The following is a 16,711-nucleotide window of genomic DNA, read 5'->3' as shown; positions in this document are numbered from 1 at the left end:
GCTGTGCTGCGCGGGATCCTGCGGGGATTTCCTTGGTTGTCTTCCATTGGACTTCGGCTTAACGCGGATACGCTTGCATGCTAGACGACCGCACGCTCCGGCCCAAACCGCCCTGTGGATTGAGTCGGATGACGCTGCGGCTGGAAAAGCCGCGCGACCACACGTTTTTACTCAAGGTTTCCTGCGATGACCGTCGTCACCCGCTTCGCCCCCTCTCCCACCGGCTTCCTGCATATCGGAGGGGGACGCACGGCCCTGTTCAACTGGCTCTATGCCAAGCGGCATGGGGGCAAGATGCTGCTGCGCATCGAAGACACGGACCGGGAGCGCTCCACGGACGCTGCCATCGCGGCCATCCTGGACGGACTGAAATGGCTCGGCCTCGATTGGGATGGCGACGTGGTCTATCAGTTCTCCCGTGCAGCCCGCCACAAGGAGGTCGCCGAGAGCCTCCTGGCGCAGGGCCGCGCCTATTACTGCTATGCCAGCCAGCAGGAGCTGGAGGAGATGCGCGAGACCGCCCGCAAGGAGGGCCGTCCCCTGCGTTACGACGGCCGCTGGCGCGACCGTGACCCGTCCGAGGCTCCGGAGGGCGTCAAGCCCGTCATCCGCCTCAAGGCGCCGACCGAGGGCCAGACGGTGGTCGAGGACGAGGTACAGGGCCGCGTTGTGTGGCAGAACAAGGATCTCGACGATCTCGTTCTCCTTCGCTCGGACGGCACGCCCACCTACATGCTCGCCGTCGTGGTGGACGATCACGACATGAACGTGACGCACGTCATTCGCGGGGACGATCACCTGACCAATGCGGCACGCCAGACGCAGATCTATCAGGCGCTCGGCTGGGACGTGCCGAAGATGGCCCACATCCCGCTCATCCATGGCCCCGATGGAGCCAAGCTCTCGAAGCGCCATGGGGCGCTCGGCGTCGAAGCCTATCGCAGCATGGGCTATCTGCCCGAGGCGCTGCGCAACTATCTCGTCCGTCTCGGCTGGAGCCATGGCGACCAGGAAATCTTCTCCACCCAGGAGATGATCGACGCCTTCGACCTCGGCAGCATCGGCCGTTCGCCGGCACGGTTCGATTTCGCCAAGCTGGAGAACCTCAACGGCCATTACATGCGTCAGGCCGACGACGAGCGGCTGGTGCAGGCCCTCGAGGACCTTTTGCCGGAACTCGACAAGGACGAGCACCATTTGGGGCGCACCTTCAAGCCGGCCTTGCGCCAGAAGCTGATCGCCGCCATGCCGGGCCTCAAGGAGCGCGCCAAGACGCTCGTGGAGCTGCTCGACAGCGCCTATTACCTCTATGCGCAGCGTCCGCTGCACATGGACGAGAAGGCAGCGAGCCTTATCGCGGACGGCCGGGCTCGCCTTGCCGGCCTTTCCGAGAGGCTCGAAGCCGTGTCCGACTGGACGGCTGCGAGCGTGGAAGCGGTCGTGCGCGAGCACGCCGAGGCTATCGGGGCCAAGCTCGGCCAAGTCGCTCAGCCTCTCCGCGCCGCCCTGACGGGGCGGGCCACATCGCCCGGCATCTTCGACGTGATGGTGGTCCTCGGAAAGGATGAAACCCTGTCGCGCCTGAACGACCAAACCAAGGATGCGCCTGCTGCATAGCAGGCGTTTCTCGCCTTTAGACGTGCTTGCTCCGTTCCCACGGATAAGCTACCGAAGGCGCCATAATCCTACCGACCGGCAAACCTCGGTTCCGCAACCCCGGAGGCCTTCTCCGATCCACCGGTTGCACTAGGTTCTGCCCGGCCTCCTTTTTGAAAGGGCCATGACGCATGAGTTCCAACACCAGCACCCTCACCGTCGACAACAAGTCCGTGGAACTGCCGGTCAAAGAAGGCACCATTGGCCCGAGCGTCATCGACATCTCGAAGCTCTATGCCCAGACCGGGATGTTCACCTACGATCCCGGCTTCACCTCGACGGCCGCCACCGAGTCGAAGATCACCTATATCGACGGCGACAAGGGCATTCTGCTCTATCGCGGCTATCCCATCGACCAGCTGGCCGAGCACGGCGACTTTCTCGAGACCTGCTACCTGCTGCTCTACGGAGAGCTGCCGACCGCCGCCCAGAAGGCCGATTTCGACTACCGCGTCACGCGCCACACCATGGTGCACGACCAGATGAACCGGTTCTTCACCGGCTTCCGCCGCGACGCGCATCCGATGGCGATCATGGTTGCCAGCGTGGGCGCCCTCTCGGCCTTCTATCACGACTCCACCGACATCTCCGATCCGCACCAGCGCATGATCGCGTCCATGCGCATGATCGCCAAGATGCCGACGCTGGCCGCCATGGCCTACAAGTACTCCATCGGCCAGCCTTTCGTGTATCCGCAGAACGAGCTGGACTACACGTCCAACTTCCTGCGCATGTGCTTCGCGGTCCCGGCCGAGGAATACAAGGTCAACCCGGTGCTCTCGCGCGCGCTCGACCGGATCTTCATCCTGCACGCCGACCACGAGCAGAACGCCTCCACGTCGACCGTGCGTCTCGCCGGCTCGTCGGGCGCCAACCCGTTCGCCTGCATCGCGGCCGGCATCGCCTGCCTGTGGGGACCCGCTCACGGTGGCGCCAACGAAGCGGCCCTGAAGATGCTGGAAGAGATCGGCACGCCCGACCGCATTCCGGAATACATCGCCAAGGCGAAGGACAAGAACGATCCGTTCCGTCTCATGGGCTTCGGCCACCGGGTCTACAAGAACTACGACCCGCGCGCCCGCATCATGCAGAAGACCACCCACGAGGTGCTGAACGAGCTCGGCATCAAGGACGACCCGCTCCTCGACGTCGCCGTGGAACTCGAGCAGATCGCGTTGAAGGACGAGTACTTCATCGAGAAGAAGCTCTACCCGAACATCGACTTCTATTCGGGCATCACCCTGAAGGCGATGGGCTTCCCGACCTCCATGTTCACGGTGCTGTTCGCGCTGGCCCGCACGGTCGGCTGGATCGCCCAGTGGAGCGAGATGATCGAGGACCCGTCCCAGCGCATCGGCCGCCCGCGCCAGCTCTACACCGGCGAGCGGGAACGCGACTACGTGACGGTCGCCCAGCGCGGGTGAGATCGGCGATAACATCTGATATTGGAAAGGGGCCGAAAGGCCCCTTTTTCTTTGTTGAATGTTTCGTGCACAGGGTCCGTTCGAACCAACTCGCTCAGGCGCCCAGAGTCGAACCCAGCACCTCTTCGACGATCCGCGCCGCTCGTTCGCTCGGCACCTCGTCGCCGATCCTCATCATGCCATCGAGCTTGGCGAACGCGGCGATCTGCCGTTGCCGCTCGGGGGTGTCGCCCAGAAGCGGCAGGAGTGCGTCGGCGAGCTTCTCGGGCGTGCAGTCCCACTGGACCAGCTCGGGGATCACGTTCTCGCCGAGGACCAGGTTGGTCAGCACGATGGACGGGGCCTTGATGAGGTATTTCAGCACTTCCTCGATCTTCGAGACCCGGTAGGCGACGACCATCGGCACGCCGGAGAGTCCGAGTTCCAGGGTCACGGTGCCGGAGGCCGCGAGCGCCGCGTCGGCGGCACGAAAAGCGGCCCATTTGGCCGCTTCCCCCTCCACGATCCTTGGCTTCACGCTCCAGGTTTCTGCTCTTGTCCTGATCTCCTGCGCGAGATGCGGGACCGCCGGGATCGTGACCTCGAACGGACGCAGCGAACGATCCTGGAGAAGCGCCAGTGCCTCGCCGAACGGCTCCATGAGACGGCTGACCTCGGAACGGCGGCTGCCCGGCAGGACGAGGAGGTTGACCGGGCCGTCATCGCCCTTCCCCCGCTCGCCGGGAGCGGGCCTGATCTCGCCTAGCCGCTCGATCAGCGGGTGCCCGACATAGGTCGTCGGCGGGCCGCCGAGACGGCGATGCGCCTCCGGCTCGAAGGGCAGCAGGGCCAGCAGATGGTCCACATAGGCCCGCATCTTCGGCGCCCGGCCGGGTCTCCAGGCCCATACGGAGGGACTGACATAGTCGACGATGGGGATGCCCGGCGCCCGCCGCCGGACCGCCTTGGCGACCCGATGCGTGAAGTCCGGGCTGTCGATGATGACAAGCATATCTGGCTTCGCCGCCACCACCGCATCGGCCGTGAATCGGATGCGTTTCAAGATGGAGGGAAGCCGCGCGATGACGGCGGAGAAGCCCATCACGGCGATCTCCTCGAGCGGGAAGAGGCTCGTCAGGCCTTCCCGTTCCATCGCGTGCCCGCCGACCCCACCGAACCTCAGGTGCCCGCTCCCGAACCTCGCCTTCAGGGAGCGCATCAGCTTGGCGCCGAGCTGATCGCCCGATTCCTCGCCAGAGACGATCCAGATCGTGAGCGGCTTTTCCTCAGCCAAGGGCTTTCTCCATCCAGGGCAGGTCGACCGCCACAAGGAACAGACCGAGGCGATCCGCCGTGTGCAGGGTCTTCTCCTGTTCCAGCACGAAGGTGGAGCCCGCCCCGATGGCGATCCCGGACAGCCCGGCCCTTGCGGCTTCCGCAACGGTGCGAGGGCCGATGGTCGGCATGTCGACCCTGAGATCCTGGCCGCGCTTGGCGGCCTTGATGAGCACCCCGCCCTCCTCGCGCCGCCGAAGGCCGAACCAGGACTGGCGCATCTTCATGACCCGCCGCATCATGCGGTCGGTGCCTTCGGGCCCCTCGATCGCCAGAACATGCCTGCGGGCAATGACGGCCCCCTGACCGATATCGAAATCCGACAGGGATTTGAGGAGATCGAGGCCGACCGTTACAGCCTCCCGGTCATCAGCATTGGGCGTCAGCTTGCCGCTCAGGGACCGGGAGGCCACGAGATCGGGCGCGAGTTCATGGGCGCCGACGACCCGGTGGCCGCGCTCCTCCAGCAGCATCACGGCCCCACGGAGGACCTGGTCGTCGCCGCGAGTGATGACCTCCTTCACCTCCTGCATGTTCCGCAGGAGCGAATAGGCACTCAGAAGCGCCGAGAAGCCGGGACGCCGCACGGCGCCGACGAGGGAGACGGCCTGCGGCCGCCACCCTTCCAGGGTGCTCATGATGGTCTTTAGGTCGAGAAGATCGACGGTCGCGTGGGCGCGGCGCTGCAGCTCCGGCTCCGCGAAGCCGCGGAAGGCCAGAACGCGCACCTCCTGTCCCGTCCGCTCAAGGTGATCCAAGAGTTGGATGGGAAGCTGCCCGGCCCCGGCGATGATCGCAATCGGGCCTGAGGGCATTAGCTCGCCGAGCTGACCGGGTCCCGCGGCGTGCAGATGGCGCGGTCGCCGCCTTCACGGATGAAGTCGAGGATCTCGTGCACGAAGGGATGCTTGTCGAACTCCCCCGCCACGTCCTCGACGCGCTCGGACAATGTGCCCTCATCGGCGAAGAGCAGGCGATAGGCCCGGCGGATGTCGTGGATCTGCTCGCGGGTGAAGCCGCGACGGCGCAGGCCGATGATGTTGAGGCCCGCCAGATGCGCCCGGTTGCCCATGGCCATGCCATAGGGGATGAGGTCGTTCTCGAGGCCGGACATGCCGCCCACGAACGCGTGGGAGCCGACACGGGCGAACTGGATTACGGCGGAGCCGCCGCCGAAGATCACGAAATCGCCTACGGTGACGTGGCCCGCCAGCATCACGTTGTTGGACAGGATGCAGTCGTTGCCGACCTTGGTGTCGTGGCCGACGTGCGAATTGGCCAGGAAGGCGCAGCGGTCGCCGATGATTGTGCGCAGGCCGCCGCCTTCCGTGCCCGGGTTCATGGTCACGCCTTCGCGGATCATGCAGTCGGCGCCGATCTCGAGCGTCGAGGGCTCGCCCTTGTACTTCAGGTCCTGCGGGATATGCCCGATCGATGCGAAGGGGAAAATCCGCGTGCGTGGCCCGATCTTCGTCCGGCCGGCCAGAGCCACATGGCTCACGAGCTGGCAGCCCTCGCCCAGTTCGACCTCGGGGCCGACCGTGCAGAAGGGACCGATTTTGACGCCTTGGCCGATCTTCGCGCCGTCTTCGATGACCGCGGTCGGGTGGATCACCGTTTCCATTATTCGAGCACCAGCATGGCACTGACTTCGGCTTCGCAGACGAGGTTGCCGTCCACCTTCGCCTCGCCCTTGTACCACCACATGTTGCGGCGGTTGTTCAGCTTGCGCATATGGAACTCGACCCGGTCTCCGGGCTCGACCGGCCGGCGGAACTTTACCTTATCAATGGTCATGAAAAATACCTGCTTCGGCTTGGCCTGCTCGGCCATCTTCGCTTTGACGCAGATAGCACCTGCCGTCTGGGCCATGGCCTCGATCAGGAAAACGCCGGGAAAAATGGGGCGAGACGGGAAATGGCCCGTGAATTGCGGCTCATTGAACGTGACATTCTTGATGCCGATGCACGATTTGTCGCCGTCGATCTCGATGATCTTGTCGACCAGGAGGAAGGGATACCGGTGCGGCAGAAGCTCCAGGATCTCCATGATATCGGCGGTTTGAAGCGTGGTGGGCGCTTCGGACATGACGTGAACTCCAGGCGGTAGTGAGTGCCTTCAACAAACGTTATGAAGACGCATCGTCGTCTTTGGCGGAATCGCCCCGGGATGCAAGCTTTTTCAGAGCCGTGATCTCGCGGAACCATTCGCGCATGGGGCGCGCGGGCGTGCCGCCCCACCGAGCGCCGGGCGGAACATCGCCATTGACGCCGCTGGTCGCCGCGATCTGGGCTCCCATGCCGATCCGCACGTGCCCCTTGACGGCGACCTTGCCGCCGAGAGCCACGTAATCCTCGATCGTCGTGGACCCGGCAATGCCGACCTGGGCAACGATCACGCAATGGCGGCCGATCACCACGTTGTGGGCGATCTGCACGAGGTTGTCGATCTTCGTGCCCTCGCCGATCACCGTATCGCGGCTCGCACCCCGGTCTACGGTCGAGTTGGCGCCGATCTCCACATCGTCCTGGATGATGACCCGTCCGACCTGCGGCACCTTCAGGTGCCCCTGAGGCCCCATAGCGAAGCCGAATCCGTCCTGGCCGATGCGCACGCCCGGATGGAGAATGACCCGGTTTCCGATGAAGGCATGGGACACCGACACATGGGCGGCAATCGTGCAGTCCCGGCCGATCTTGACCTGGGCTCCGATGACTGAATGGGCGCCGATCAGGGTGCCGGCCCCGATCTCCGCATGCGGGCCGATGACGGCGCCAGGATCCACCCGCACGCCGTGCTCCAGCCGGGCGGATGGGTGAACGAAGGAACCTGGCGAGATGCCGGTCGACGCGAAGGACGATTCCGGCCGCATGGCGGACGGGAACAGGACCGCAAGCACCTGGGCGAACACGCGATAGGCCTGTGGCGTCACAAGCGCCACCGTGTGGGGCGGAACCTTCGCGGCGTAGCGCGGCGTCACGAGACAGGCTCGCGCCCGCGTCGCGGCCAGGGCGCCCACATAGGCCGGATTGTCCATGTAGGCGAGATCGCCGGGGCCGGCGCTCTCCAATGGAGCCACGCCCTTAAGCAAAAACTCCCCGTCGGTGCCGTCGGGGAGCGTTGCATTTGCCATCTCCGCCACCTGACGCAACGTCAACGCCTGGCTCTGCGGGAAGAAATTGGATTCTGTCATGAAAAGTAAGTGAGGGCGCCCATCGGCGCCCTCCCCGATTAGAAGCGAGTGCCGCCCGTGAACCGGAAGGCCTGGGTACGGTCCTCGCCGACCCGGGTTCCGTCCGGAAGAAGCCTGCCCTCTTCCTTGGTGAGCGCATAGGCGTAGTCGAACCGGATCGGGCCCAGCGGCGAGCTCCAGAGGATCGAAGCACCGACGGAGGAGCGGATCACCTTGCTGTCGAGAACGTTGATGCAGTTCTGCGGTACGTTGGGATTCTGTACGCAAACATCGGCGGGATCGAGAATCGTGCCGCTGTTCGGGCCGAACCTAGTCGGCCCTTCGTAGCCGAACAGCGTGCCGGCATCGGCGAAGACCGCGCCCTTCAGGCCGAGCTCACGCGGCAGACCCCAGATCGGGAACTGCATTTCGAGCGAGCCACCGAAATAGGTGGTACCGCCAACGGCGTTCGCGCGGCTGTCGAGGCTCGAGATGTCACGCGGACCGATGCCGTTCGGAGCGAAGCCGCGGACCAGCGACGGACCCATGAAGAAGTGGTCGACGATGCGGAGATCACCGTTGTCGCCGCCATCGTTGTTCTCGAAGCCCATGATGTGACCGCCCTGGACGCGAGCGATACCGACCACGTCCTCGAACAGTTCGCGATAATAGCGCGCGTCGCCGGTCACGCGGAAGTAGCGCGAGTCGCCACCGAGGCCGGCGAAGTCCGTCTTCACTTCGGCATAGAAGCCGTTGCGCGGATCGCGGATGTTGTCGAGGGTGTTGTAGTTGAACGTCAGGCCCGCCAGCGACGTGAGGGTATCGCCCTGCGACTGCTTGATCGCGAGGGATGCTTCACCGTTGCCTTCGCAGAATGCGCGGTTCGGCACACCATCGGCATTGAGGACGGTATAGCCGGGGATCGGAGCCGAGCAGTCATTATAGGGCTGCTTCACATCGTTCGGGATATCCACCGACTGCTGGAAGAGCGAGTAGCGAGCGGTGACCGAGAACTCTTCCGTAATCGGAAGGCCGAGGCGCAGCGTACCGCCCGTGATACGATTTTCGTAACGGGAATACCGGGTCTGGTCGCTGAACTTCGAATACAGGTCGATACCGGCCGACATCCGGTAGCCAAGGAAGTACGGCTCCGTGAAGGAGAAGTCGATGCCGTGGGCGCGCTGGCCGAGCTGACCGGCCAGACGAACGAACTGGCCACGGCCGAGGAAATTGGTCTCGGTGACCGAGACTTCACCGATGAAGCCGTCGGCCGTCGAATAGCCGCCCGAGATCGCGAACGAACCGGTGGACTGATCTTCCACATCCACGTTCACGACCACGCGGTCTGCCGAAGAACCGGGCTCGTTCGAAATGCGGACGCGCTTGAAGTAACCGAGGTTGTTCAGGCGGCGCTCGGCGCGGTCGACCAGAACCTGGTTATAGGCATCGCCCTCGCCCAGCTCGAACTCGCGACGGATCACGTAGTCGCGGGTACGGCTGTTGCCGCGCACGTTGATGCGCTCGATGTAGATCCGCGGACCCTCCTCGATCACGTAGGAGAGGTTGACCGTGCGGGTCGACGGATCGCGCGTGCCGACCGGACGCACCTGAGCGAACGGATTGCCTTGACGGGCCACGTTCGTGGTCAGAGCCTGGACGGACTTTTCGACGGCCTCGGCGTTGTAGACCGAGCCCTCGGAGGTCGCGATGCCTCTGCGGACAGCCTCGGGATCCACACCTGCGAGGCGCGGATCGACACCCACGCTGCCGAAGCGGTACTGCTCACCCTCGTTCACCGTGATGGTGATGACGTAACCACCAGCATTGGGATCGAACTGCACATCGCTGGAGACGAGCTGATAATCGGCATAGCCGTTCTTCAGGTAGTACCGGCGAATGAGATCGAGGTCGTTGGAGAGACGATCCGGATCGTAGACGTCGTTGCTCTTGAGGAAGCTGAGGATATTCGATTCGCTGGTCTGCATGATGCCGCGCAGGCGGCTCGACGAGACCTGGTTGTTTCCGACGAAGCGGATATCCGACACGCCGGTCTTGTCACCCTCGTTGATGGTGTAGACCACGTCGACCGTGCCGTTGGGCAGATCGACCAGACGGGGCGTCACCTGGGCAAGACCACGGCCCGAACGGCGATAGACCTCGAGGATTCGCTGAACGTCGGCGTCGACGGCGGCCTGGTTGTAGGGCGCCCGGGCCCGAGCCTGAAGCTGATCCTCGATCAGGGCCTTCTCGACGCGCTTGTTACCTTCGATGACAACCCGGTTGACGATAGGTCCCTGCGAAGCCGAAGCACGGCGATTCCCCGGCGCCACCTGCTGCGCGAAGGCGCTCTCCGCGGCAGTAATTCCAGCCATGAGCGCGCTGATCGCGACAATGGCGGTAGTGGCCGGCTTTTTCCGGCGTGGCGTGGTCGTCGACATCATCAACTGGCCCGTTCTTTATATTCTGTCCCTAGCGAGGAGGCCCCGCAGGTTGGAGACGAGTGCCGCCAACCTTATCTGTGTGGACCGCTTGTACAAACTTTCGCCGTCATTGCAAACGGCACATCCACAACAGAGTACCAATTTTTGAGCAGCGTGGCGTCCTTGTCACGATCCCCGGGCCAGAAAACTGGTGCCAAGGTGAACAAGATCATTCCAAGTGGCGAACAGCATGAGCATCGCCACCAGGGCAAACCCTATTCTGAAGCCGATTTCCTGGGCTTTTTCGCTCAAAGGACGCCCGCGAACCGCCTCAATGGCATAGAACAGAAGATGGCCGCCATCCAGCAGCGGAATGGGAAAAAGGTTAATGAGTCCGATCGAGACTGACATGAACCCGATCAGGCTGACCAGACTGTAGACACCGCCCACGTCGAAGGCCGTCCCCGAGGCCCTGGCGATTCCGATGGGGCCGGAGAGCTGATCGGTCGATTCCCAGCCCATGGCCAGGCGGCGGATGAAGTTGAGGGTCCGCTCGACCAGGCTCCAGGTTTCACCCACGGCGGCCTTGACGGCTCCCCAGGGGGAATAGGTCAGGCGCTTGATCGCCGCGGGATCCCGGGAGGCCTCGACCCCGAGAAGGCCGATACGCTGCTTTCCGAAAGGACTGGTTCTTTCGACGAGGTTCGGCGTTGCCGTAAGGGCAATAGTCTGCCCGTTGCGCTCCACGGTGAACTCGAGCGGCTCGCCGGCGCTGGAGCTCACGATCAGCTGCATGTCGGCGAAGGTCTGAATCTGCCGGCCGTCCACGGTCAGAATCAGGTCTTTCGGCTGAAAACCGGCCTTTTCCGCCGCGCTTCCGGGCTGGACTGCCTCGATTCTCGGCTCGAGAACCTGCCGGCCGCTGAAGTAGTTGAAGCCTGCGAAGATCGCGATGGCCAGGATGAAATTGGCGATCGGGCCCGCAGCCACGATGGCGGCGCGCTTGGCGACATTCTGATGGGGAAAACTGATCGACCGCTCCGCCATCGGCATACGGTCGAGCTCGGCCTGATCCGGGACGCTCGCGGCATTGAGGTCGCCGACGAACTTGACGTATCCGCCCAGGGGAATCGCGCAGATCTTCCAGCGGGTACCCTTCTTGTCGGTCCATCCGATCAGCTCGCGCCCGAAACCGATGGAGAAGGCCGTCACGCCGACGCCACAGAGGCGCCCGACCCAGAAATGGCCGAATTCGTGAATGAACACGACGACCGTGAGTACCACCAGAAATGAGATCAGGGTCAGGAACAGGGAGCCTGTCGCACCGCTGATCGTCGAAAGAAAGTCCATCGTCATCCCTTTCGCGCTCTTGAGCGCATCGTGCGGACCCAGCGAGCCGCGTCAGCGAAAAGTGGACCCGCCTTCGAGTCCGCTGCTCTAGAGCCGCGTCGCTTGAGCATAGGTCGGAACGAGCTGCCGTGTCACTTGCCGGGCTTCCTGGTCGATCCCGAGGGCATCTGCCACGGTTGCCGGCGAGGAGATCTGTCTTCCCGAGAATATCGAGCAGACACGCTCAACTATCTCTGAAATATCATAAAACCTGATATGATCTGCCATATAGGACTCAACGGCAATCTCATTCGCCGCATTCAAGATCGTGGGCATTGCCCCGCCGGCCCTGAGTGCGGCCTTCGCCAGAGATAGGCACGGAAACCGCTCTTCGTCAGGCCGCTCGAAGCTTAATCGGCCAATCGCGGCAAGATCGAGACGGGGCAGGTCCATCGTCAGGCGCCCCTGGTTCCGCAGGGCGTTGGCGATAGGAACCTTCATGTCCGGCAGCGCAAGCCCGGCGGTTACGGCACCATCGCTCCACTGCACAAGACCATGGACGATCGCCTCCGGATGGACCAGAACGTCGAGCCGCTCCTCCTCCAGGTCGAACAGATGATGTGCCTCGATCAGCTCAAGTCCCTTGTTCATCAAGGTCGCCGAGTCGATGTTGATCTTCGATCCCATCGACCAGACCGGATGAGCCGATGCCTCCTTGGCGCTAGCACGCGCAATGGCGTCCCTTGTCCAGGAGCGGAACGGACCACCGGAGGCGGTTATCACCGCCTTTTCCACATCCCGGCCCAAGCCTGCCGCAAGAGCATGATCGAGGGCGTTATGCTCTGAATCCACCGGCATGATCTCGATGCCGAGACGCCGGGCATCAGTCATGAAGGCGGCGCCCGCGCTGACGAGGCTTTCCTTGTTGGCGAGCGCGATTCGCCGGCCGGGCTTCAGGGCCGCATGGGTCGGAGCCAAACCGGCCGTGCCGCTGATGGCCGCGAGAACGATGTCGGCATCACGCTCCGCAGCCTCGAGCACAGCCGATTGTCCCGCACCGCTCCCGATCCCAGTTCCCGACAACGCTTCCTTTAGGATCTCACCCCCACGCTCATCGGCCAGAGCGGCGAATTTGGCGCCCAACCCTCGGGCGACACTTGCGAGCGCGGCAGCATCCCGCCCGCCGACCACAGCCTCCACACGAAACTCTTCGCGATGGGCCAGGACGACGTCGGCTGTCGAGCGTCCGATTGAACCGGTTGCTCCAAGAATCGTAAGGGAACGGGTCATCAATGCCTATGGGAGGAAATGAAACGTCAAAAGAACTGCCGCAACGATGAGGCATACGGCCCAGAAGCCATCCAGGCGATCCATCACACCGCCATGGCCTGGGATGAGATGGCTCGAATCCTTGACATTGCAATGGCGCTTGAGAGCCGACTCACCGAGATCCCCGATCTGGCTCGCTACAGACGCAACGATGGAGATAAGAGCCGTGCCGAGAAGACCAAACGGCAGGCTCAGACCGAATTTCTGCCCCGCCCAGGCGACCAGCACTCCACCAAGGGCAGCCGCGACGATCCCGCCGATGAACCCGGACCAGGTCTTCTTCGGACTGATAGGTGGGCAAAGCTTCGGGCCGCCGAGGGTCCGGCCCGTGAAATAGGCCGCGACATCCGTCGCCCATACCACGGCAAACATCCACAAGAGGCCCAGAAGGCCGAGTTCGGGATGGTCGCGCACAATAGGTGGAACGAGTACGATCGGGGCCGCGTAAAGGAAGCTCGTTGCGGACCAGATCCTGTCGGTGGTCCCGCCTGTCACAAGAGCGCCAGCAACCAGGAAGAAGAGCCCTGCCGCAATGAAGAAGCCTATACGGGCATCCGCCAGGAACAGACCTGTCAGGACGGCGAGACCCAGCGCGAGAACAGCTTGCACCATCAGGCGCGGCTTTACCCCGGTCATCCTGGTCCATTCGACCATGATTGCGATACCGGCGGCCAGCCAGAACAGGGCAAAGGGCCAACCACCCCAATAAGCCGCCGCAAGGGCGATAACGACCATGACAAGAGCGGACAGAACCCGGGTCGTCAATTCCTTGGGTGGTGCTGGCTTGGAGCCGGACTGCAAGGTAGAGCCTTGGTCGGAGACCATCGTTACCCTGCCCGGACGCTCAGGCCGCCGAACCGACGGTCGCGCCTGCAGAATTCGTCGATGGCAGCCTTGAACGCAGCTTCGTCGAAATCCGGCCAGAAGCAGGGCAGGAAAACGAACTCGGAATAAGCCGTCTGCCAAGTGAGGAAGTTCGACACCCGCTGCTCGCCCGAGGTCCGGATCACCAAGTCCGGATCGGGGATGTCATGGGTATCCAGGGCCTTTCCAACCGTAGCCATATCGATGTCGGCCGGGTCGAGCGTTCCCTCCATCACCTTCCGTGCAAGAGCTCGCACGGCGCTCACGATCTCCTGACGCCCGCCGTAATTGAAGGCGATGACGAGCGTCAGGCCTGTATTGGACCGGGTGAGGTGCTCTGCTTCATCCAGCAGCAGGCGAATGTCGGAGGCCAGTCCTTCACGCTCGCCAATGATCCGCACGCGGATGTTGTTGGCGTGAAGTTCGGCCAGATCATGCCGGACGAAACGCTTGAGCAAACCCATGAGGTAGGAGACCTCATCTGCGGGCCTGCGCCAGTTCTCGGCTGAGAAGCTGTAAACCGTCAGGTATCCGATGCCCAGATCCGTTGCGGTTCGCACCGCACGGCGGATCGCCTCAATCCCTTTCCGATGCCCCTCGAACCGGGGCAGCCCTCTCTGAGCGGCCCAGCGTCCGTTTCCATCCATGATGATGGCAACATGGCTTGGCATCCCCTTGCCCGCGTCCTGCTGGGCAAGAATGGGAGCCGACCGCTTGGCTTCGCCGCTCATATTTCCGTCCCGATGCACGCCCGAGGATCAGACGTGCATGATTTCCTTTTCCTTGGTCACCAGAAGACCGTCGATCTCGGCTACGAACTGATCAGTGGTCTTTTGAACCTGGTCAGCATGACGCTTGCCGTCATCCTCGCTGATCGCGCTGTCCTTCTCAAGCTTCTTGAGCAGATCGAGACCGTCGCGGCGCACGTGGCGAACAGCGATTTTCGCTTCCTCGGCATATTTATGCGCGACCTTCACCATTTCCTTGCGACGCTGCTCGTTCATCTCGGGAATGCGCAGGCGGATCACCTGTCCTTCGGTCTGCGGGTTAAGACCAAGGTCCGACTCCCGGATCGCCTTCTCGACGGCGGCGACCATGCCCCGATCCCACACCTGGACGCTCAGGAGACGCGGCTCAGGGACGTTGATCGTGGCAACCTGGGTAATCGGCATCAGGGAGCCATAGGCGTCGATCTGGATAGGATCGAGAAGGTTCGGCGAGGCCCGCCCGGTGCGAAGGCTAGCCAGGTCGTTCTTGAAAGCGTTGATGGCGCCCTGCATGCGGCGCTTCACATCGGCGAGATCAAAGGTCGTGGCCATCAGATTTTGTCCTTACGCGAACTATTTAAACGGGCTTACGCTGCCAAGGGTCCAGCATCAAGGCCCTTGGATCAAGGGGCGACAACCGTCGAGGGCACTTTCCCCTGGAGAAGGGCAGTTACGGAACTTGGAGCGTGCACCGAACCGACGATGATGGAGAGCTTGCTCTCGCGCGCCAGGGCGAATGCCGCCGTATCCATCACCTTCAGGTCCTTGGCAATGGCTTCGTCGTGGGTCAGGCGGTCGAATCGGATGGCCGCCGGGTCCTTCTTCGGATCGGCAGAATAGACGCCGTCGACCTGTGTCGCCTTCAGGACCGCGTCGCAGCGCAGCTCGGCGGCGCGCAGGACGGCGGCGGTATCGGTGGTGAAGAACGGGTTGCCGGTGCCCCCTGCAAGGACCACCACCTGCCCCTTGTCGAGGTGGTGAAGGGCCGGCTGACGGGCATAGGTCTCGCAGATTGTCGGCATGGAGACCGCCGACATTGTGCGGGCTGGCACGCCCGCCGCATTGAGGGCGGTCTCGACCGCAAGGGAATTCATAACCGTGCCGAGCATGCCCATCGAGTCGGCGGTGGGTCGGTCGATCCAGCCGGCGGCGCTCATACGGGCGCCGCGAATGATGTTGCCGCCACCAATGACGACGGCGATCTCGAATCCGGCGCGGGTGGCCTGGGCCAGGTCTTCGGCCAGGGAGGAGAGGATCTGAGTGTCGAGCCAGTACCCGTCGGGAGCCATCAAGGCCTCACCGGAAAGCTTCACCAGGATGCGCCGGAACGTTGCCATCATCAGACCTTTCTTTTCGAGACCTCTCATGAAAACGGCGGCTGAAGAGCCGCCGTTTGCCTGGGTTCGATTTAGGCCTTGAGACCGGCCTGGGCGGCCACTTCCGCCGCGAAGTCCGGAGCTTCCTCCTTCTCGATGCCCTCGCCGAGGGCATAGCGGACGAAGGCTTTGAGGGCCACCGGCTTGCCGGCCTTGGACTCGGCTTCCTTGAGGACCTGGGTGATGGTCTTCGACGGATCGTGCACGAAGGGCTGCTCAAGAAGGGTGACTTCCTTGAAGTAGCTCTTCAGGCCGCTCTCGATGATCTTCTGCATGACGTGGTCTGGCTTGCCAGCGTTCTTGTCACGCAGGATGGCGCTCTCGCGCTCGATGGTCGCCTGATCGACGCCGGAGGAATCCAGCGCCACCGGGTTGGTGGCGGCCACGTGCATGGCAATCTGACGGCCGAGCGTGCTCAGGGCATCCACATCACCCTCGGACTCGAGCGCCACAAGGACGCCGATCTTGCCAAGGCCTTCGCTCACGGCGTTATGCACGTAGGAGGCGATGACGCCCTTCGAGACTTCGAGCTTGGCAATGCGACGCAGGGTCATGTTTTCGCCGATGGTGGCGATGAGCTCCTGCAGGCGGTCCTTCACTGTTGTGGAGGAGCCCGGGAACGTGGCGGCTTCGAGCGACTCGATGGTGCCGTTACCCATCAGGCCGATCTTGGCAGCTTCGCGGACGAAAGCCTGGAACTGGTCGTTGCGGGCCACGAAGTCCGTCTCGGAATTGACCTCGAGGATCGTCGCGGTGTGACCGGAGGACTCGACGGCCACAAGGCCCTCGGCCGCAACGCGGCCGGCCTTCTTGGCGGCCTTGGACAGGCCCTTCTTGCGGAGCCAGTCGATCGCGGCTTCCATGTCGCCGTTGGTCTCGGCGAGGGCGGCCTTGCAGTCCATCATGCCGGCGCTGGTCGTCTCGCGCAGCTCTTTCACCATCGCAGCGGTAATGTTCGCCATGGCTTTTCCTTTCAAAGGTTCACGCATAGAGGGAGCCCGGCGCTCGTGGAACGCCGGGCTCGATCATTCGTTCAAGCGGCGCTGCATCTTGCGGCGCC

General features: G+C 63.4%; 15 protein-coding genes. 2 read left to right on the top strand and 13 right to left on the bottom strand.

The window, feature by feature from the left end; genetic code table 11:
- The first annotated feature begins 186 nt into the window (after positions 1–186).
- Entirely contained in the window at positions 187–1,617 is a 1,431-nt protein-coding gene (gene gltX, locus DDF70_RS05390; protein ID WP_114943828.1) for a glutamate--tRNA ligase, read from the top strand.
- Positions 1,618–1,787: 170 nt separating this feature from the next.
- Entirely contained in the window at positions 1,788–3,080 is a 1,293-nt protein-coding gene (gene gltA / locus DDF70_RS05385; protein ID WP_114943827.1) for a citrate synthase, read from the top strand.
- A gap of 94 nt (positions 3,081–3,174) precedes the next feature.
- On the opposite strand, the gene lpxB is transcribed toward gltA, so the two are convergent.
- The 13 genes from lpxB to tsf form a co-directional block, all read right to left on the bottom strand.
- Entirely contained in the window at positions 3,175–4,353 is a 1,179-nt protein-coding gene (lpxB, locus tag DDF70_RS05380; protein ID WP_114943826.1) for a lipid-A-disaccharide synthase, read from the bottom strand.
- A complete protein-coding gene (locus DDF70_RS05375; RefSeq protein ID WP_114943825.1) occupies positions 4,346–5,209 on the bottom strand; it encodes an LpxI family protein in 864 nt (287 codons plus the stop codon). The genes lpxB and DDF70_RS05375 overlap by 8 nt, the downstream gene beginning before the upstream one ends.
- Entirely contained in the window at positions 5,209–6,018 is an 810-nt protein-coding gene (lpxA, locus tag DDF70_RS05370) for an acyl-ACP--UDP-N-acetylglucosamine O-acyltransferase (protein WP_114943824.1), read from the bottom strand. Before lpxA ends, DDF70_RS05375 begins: the two co-directional genes overlap by 1 nt.
- Complete coding sequence (gene fabZ / locus DDF70_RS05365) at positions 6,018–6,482, bottom strand: 3-hydroxyacyl-ACP dehydratase FabZ (protein WP_114943823.1); 465 nt, start codon at positions 6,480–6,482, stop codon at positions 6,018–6,020. Before fabZ ends, lpxA begins: the two co-directional genes overlap by 1 nt.
- Before the next feature lie 40 nt (positions 6,483–6,522).
- Positions 6,523–7,587 (bottom strand): UDP-3-O-(3-hydroxymyristoyl)glucosamine N-acyltransferase, encoded by a 1,065-nt coding sequence (gene lpxD / locus DDF70_RS05360; protein ID WP_114943822.1) that lies wholly within the window; start codon positions 7,585–7,587, stop codon positions 6,523–6,525.
- Between the two features lie 38 nt (positions 7,588–7,625).
- A complete protein-coding gene (bamA, locus tag DDF70_RS05355) occupies positions 7,626–10,007 on the bottom strand; it encodes an outer membrane protein assembly factor BamA (RefSeq protein ID WP_114943821.1) in 2,382 nt (793 codons plus the stop codon).
- 165 nt (positions 10,008–10,172) lie between these two features.
- Entirely contained in the window at positions 10,173–11,336 is a 1,164-nt protein-coding gene (gene rseP / locus DDF70_RS05350; RefSeq protein ID WP_114943900.1) for an RIP metalloprotease RseP, read from the bottom strand.
- 87 nt (positions 11,337–11,423) lie between these two features.
- On the bottom strand, positions 11,424–12,605 hold the full coding sequence (gene dxr / locus DDF70_RS05345) for a 1-deoxy-D-xylulose-5-phosphate reductoisomerase (protein WP_114943820.1): 1,182 nt from the start codon (positions 12,603–12,605) through the stop codon (positions 11,424–11,426).
- Between the two features lie 6 nt (positions 12,606–12,611).
- On the bottom strand, positions 12,612–13,469 hold the full coding sequence (locus tag DDF70_RS05340; protein ID WP_114943819.1) for a phosphatidate cytidylyltransferase: 858 nt from the start codon (positions 13,467–13,469) through the stop codon (positions 12,612–12,614).
- Positions 13,470–13,471: 2 nt separating this feature from the next.
- Positions 13,472–14,239 carry an isoprenyl transferase gene (locus DDF70_RS05335; RefSeq protein ID WP_114943818.1) on the bottom strand — a complete coding sequence of 256 codons (768 nt, stop codon included), beginning with the start codon at positions 14,237–14,239 and terminating at the stop codon, positions 13,472–13,474.
- 27 nt (positions 14,240–14,266) lie between these two features.
- The gene (gene frr / locus DDF70_RS05330; RefSeq protein WP_114943817.1) at positions 14,267–14,827 is read right to left on the bottom strand and encodes a ribosome recycling factor; all 561 of its coding nucleotides are present in this window, start codon (positions 14,825–14,827) and stop codon (positions 14,267–14,269) included.
- 71 nt (positions 14,828–14,898) lie between these two features.
- A complete protein-coding gene (pyrH, locus tag DDF70_RS05325; protein ID WP_425374055.1) occupies positions 14,899–15,612 on the bottom strand; it encodes a UMP kinase in 714 nt (237 codons plus the stop codon).
- 71 nt (positions 15,613–15,683) lie between these two features.
- The gene (gene tsf, locus DDF70_RS05320; RefSeq protein WP_114943815.1) at positions 15,684–16,613 is read right to left on the bottom strand and encodes a translation elongation factor Ts; all 930 of its coding nucleotides are present in this window, start codon (positions 16,611–16,613) and stop codon (positions 15,684–15,686) included.
- Between the last annotated feature and the right edge of the window lie 98 nt (positions 16,614–16,711).

The organism is Microvirga calopogonii, assembly GCF_003347665.1.
Classification (GTDB): domain Bacteria; phylum Pseudomonadota; class Alphaproteobacteria; order Rhizobiales; family Beijerinckiaceae; genus Microvirga; species Microvirga calopogonii.
This window is presented reverse-complemented; position numbering and strand designations above follow the sequence as displayed.

Excerpts from the sequence above, each read along its gene's own strand:
- gltX (WP_114943828.1), top strand. The coding sequence starts at position 187 with ATGACCGTCGTCACCCGCTTCGCCCCCTCTCCCACCGGCTTCCTGCAT.
- gltA (WP_114943827.1), top strand. The coding sequence starts at position 1,788 with ATGAGTTCCAACACCAGCACCCTCACCGTCGACAACAAGTCCGTGGAA.
- DDF70_RS05375 (WP_114943825.1), bottom strand. The coding sequence starts at position 5,209 with ATGCCCTCAGGCCCGATTGCGATCATCGCCGGGGCCGGGCAGCTTCCC.
- lpxA (WP_114943824.1), bottom strand. The coding sequence starts at position 6,018 with ATGGAAACGGTGATCCACCCGACCGCGGTCATCGAAGACGGCGCGAAG.
- fabZ (WP_114943823.1), bottom strand. The coding sequence starts at position 6,482 with ATGTCCGAAGCGCCCACCACGCTTCAAACCGCCGATATCATGGAGATC.
- lpxD (WP_114943822.1), bottom strand. The coding sequence starts at position 7,587 with ATGACAGAATCCAATTTCTTCCCGCAGAGCCAGGCGTTGACGTTGCGT.
- bamA (WP_114943821.1), bottom strand. The coding sequence starts at position 10,007 with ATGATGTCGACGACCACGCCACGCCGGAAAAAGCCGGCCACTACCGCC.
- rseP (WP_114943900.1), bottom strand. The coding sequence starts at position 11,336 with ATGGACTTTCTTTCGACGATCAGCGGTGCGACAGGCTCCCTGTTCCTG.
- dxr (WP_114943820.1), bottom strand. The coding sequence starts at position 12,605 with ATGACCCGTTCCCTTACGATTCTTGGAGCAACCGGTTCAATCGGACGC.
- DDF70_RS05340 (WP_114943819.1), bottom strand. The coding sequence starts at position 13,469 with ATGGTCTCCGACCAAGGCTCTACCTTGCAGTCCGGCTCCAAGCCAGCA.
- DDF70_RS05335 (WP_114943818.1), bottom strand. The coding sequence starts at position 14,239 with ATGAGCGGCGAAGCCAAGCGGTCGGCTCCCATTCTTGCCCAGCAGGAC.
- frr (WP_114943817.1), bottom strand. The coding sequence starts at position 14,827 with ATGGCCACGACCTTTGATCTCGCCGATGTGAAGCGCCGCATGCAGGGC.
- pyrH (WP_425374055.1), bottom strand. The coding sequence starts at position 15,612 with ATGGCAACGTTCCGGCGCATCCTGGTGAAGCTTTCCGGTGAGGCCTTG.
- tsf (WP_114943815.1), bottom strand. The coding sequence starts at position 16,613 with ATGGCGAACATTACCGCTGCGATGGTGAAAGAGCTGCGCGAGACGACC.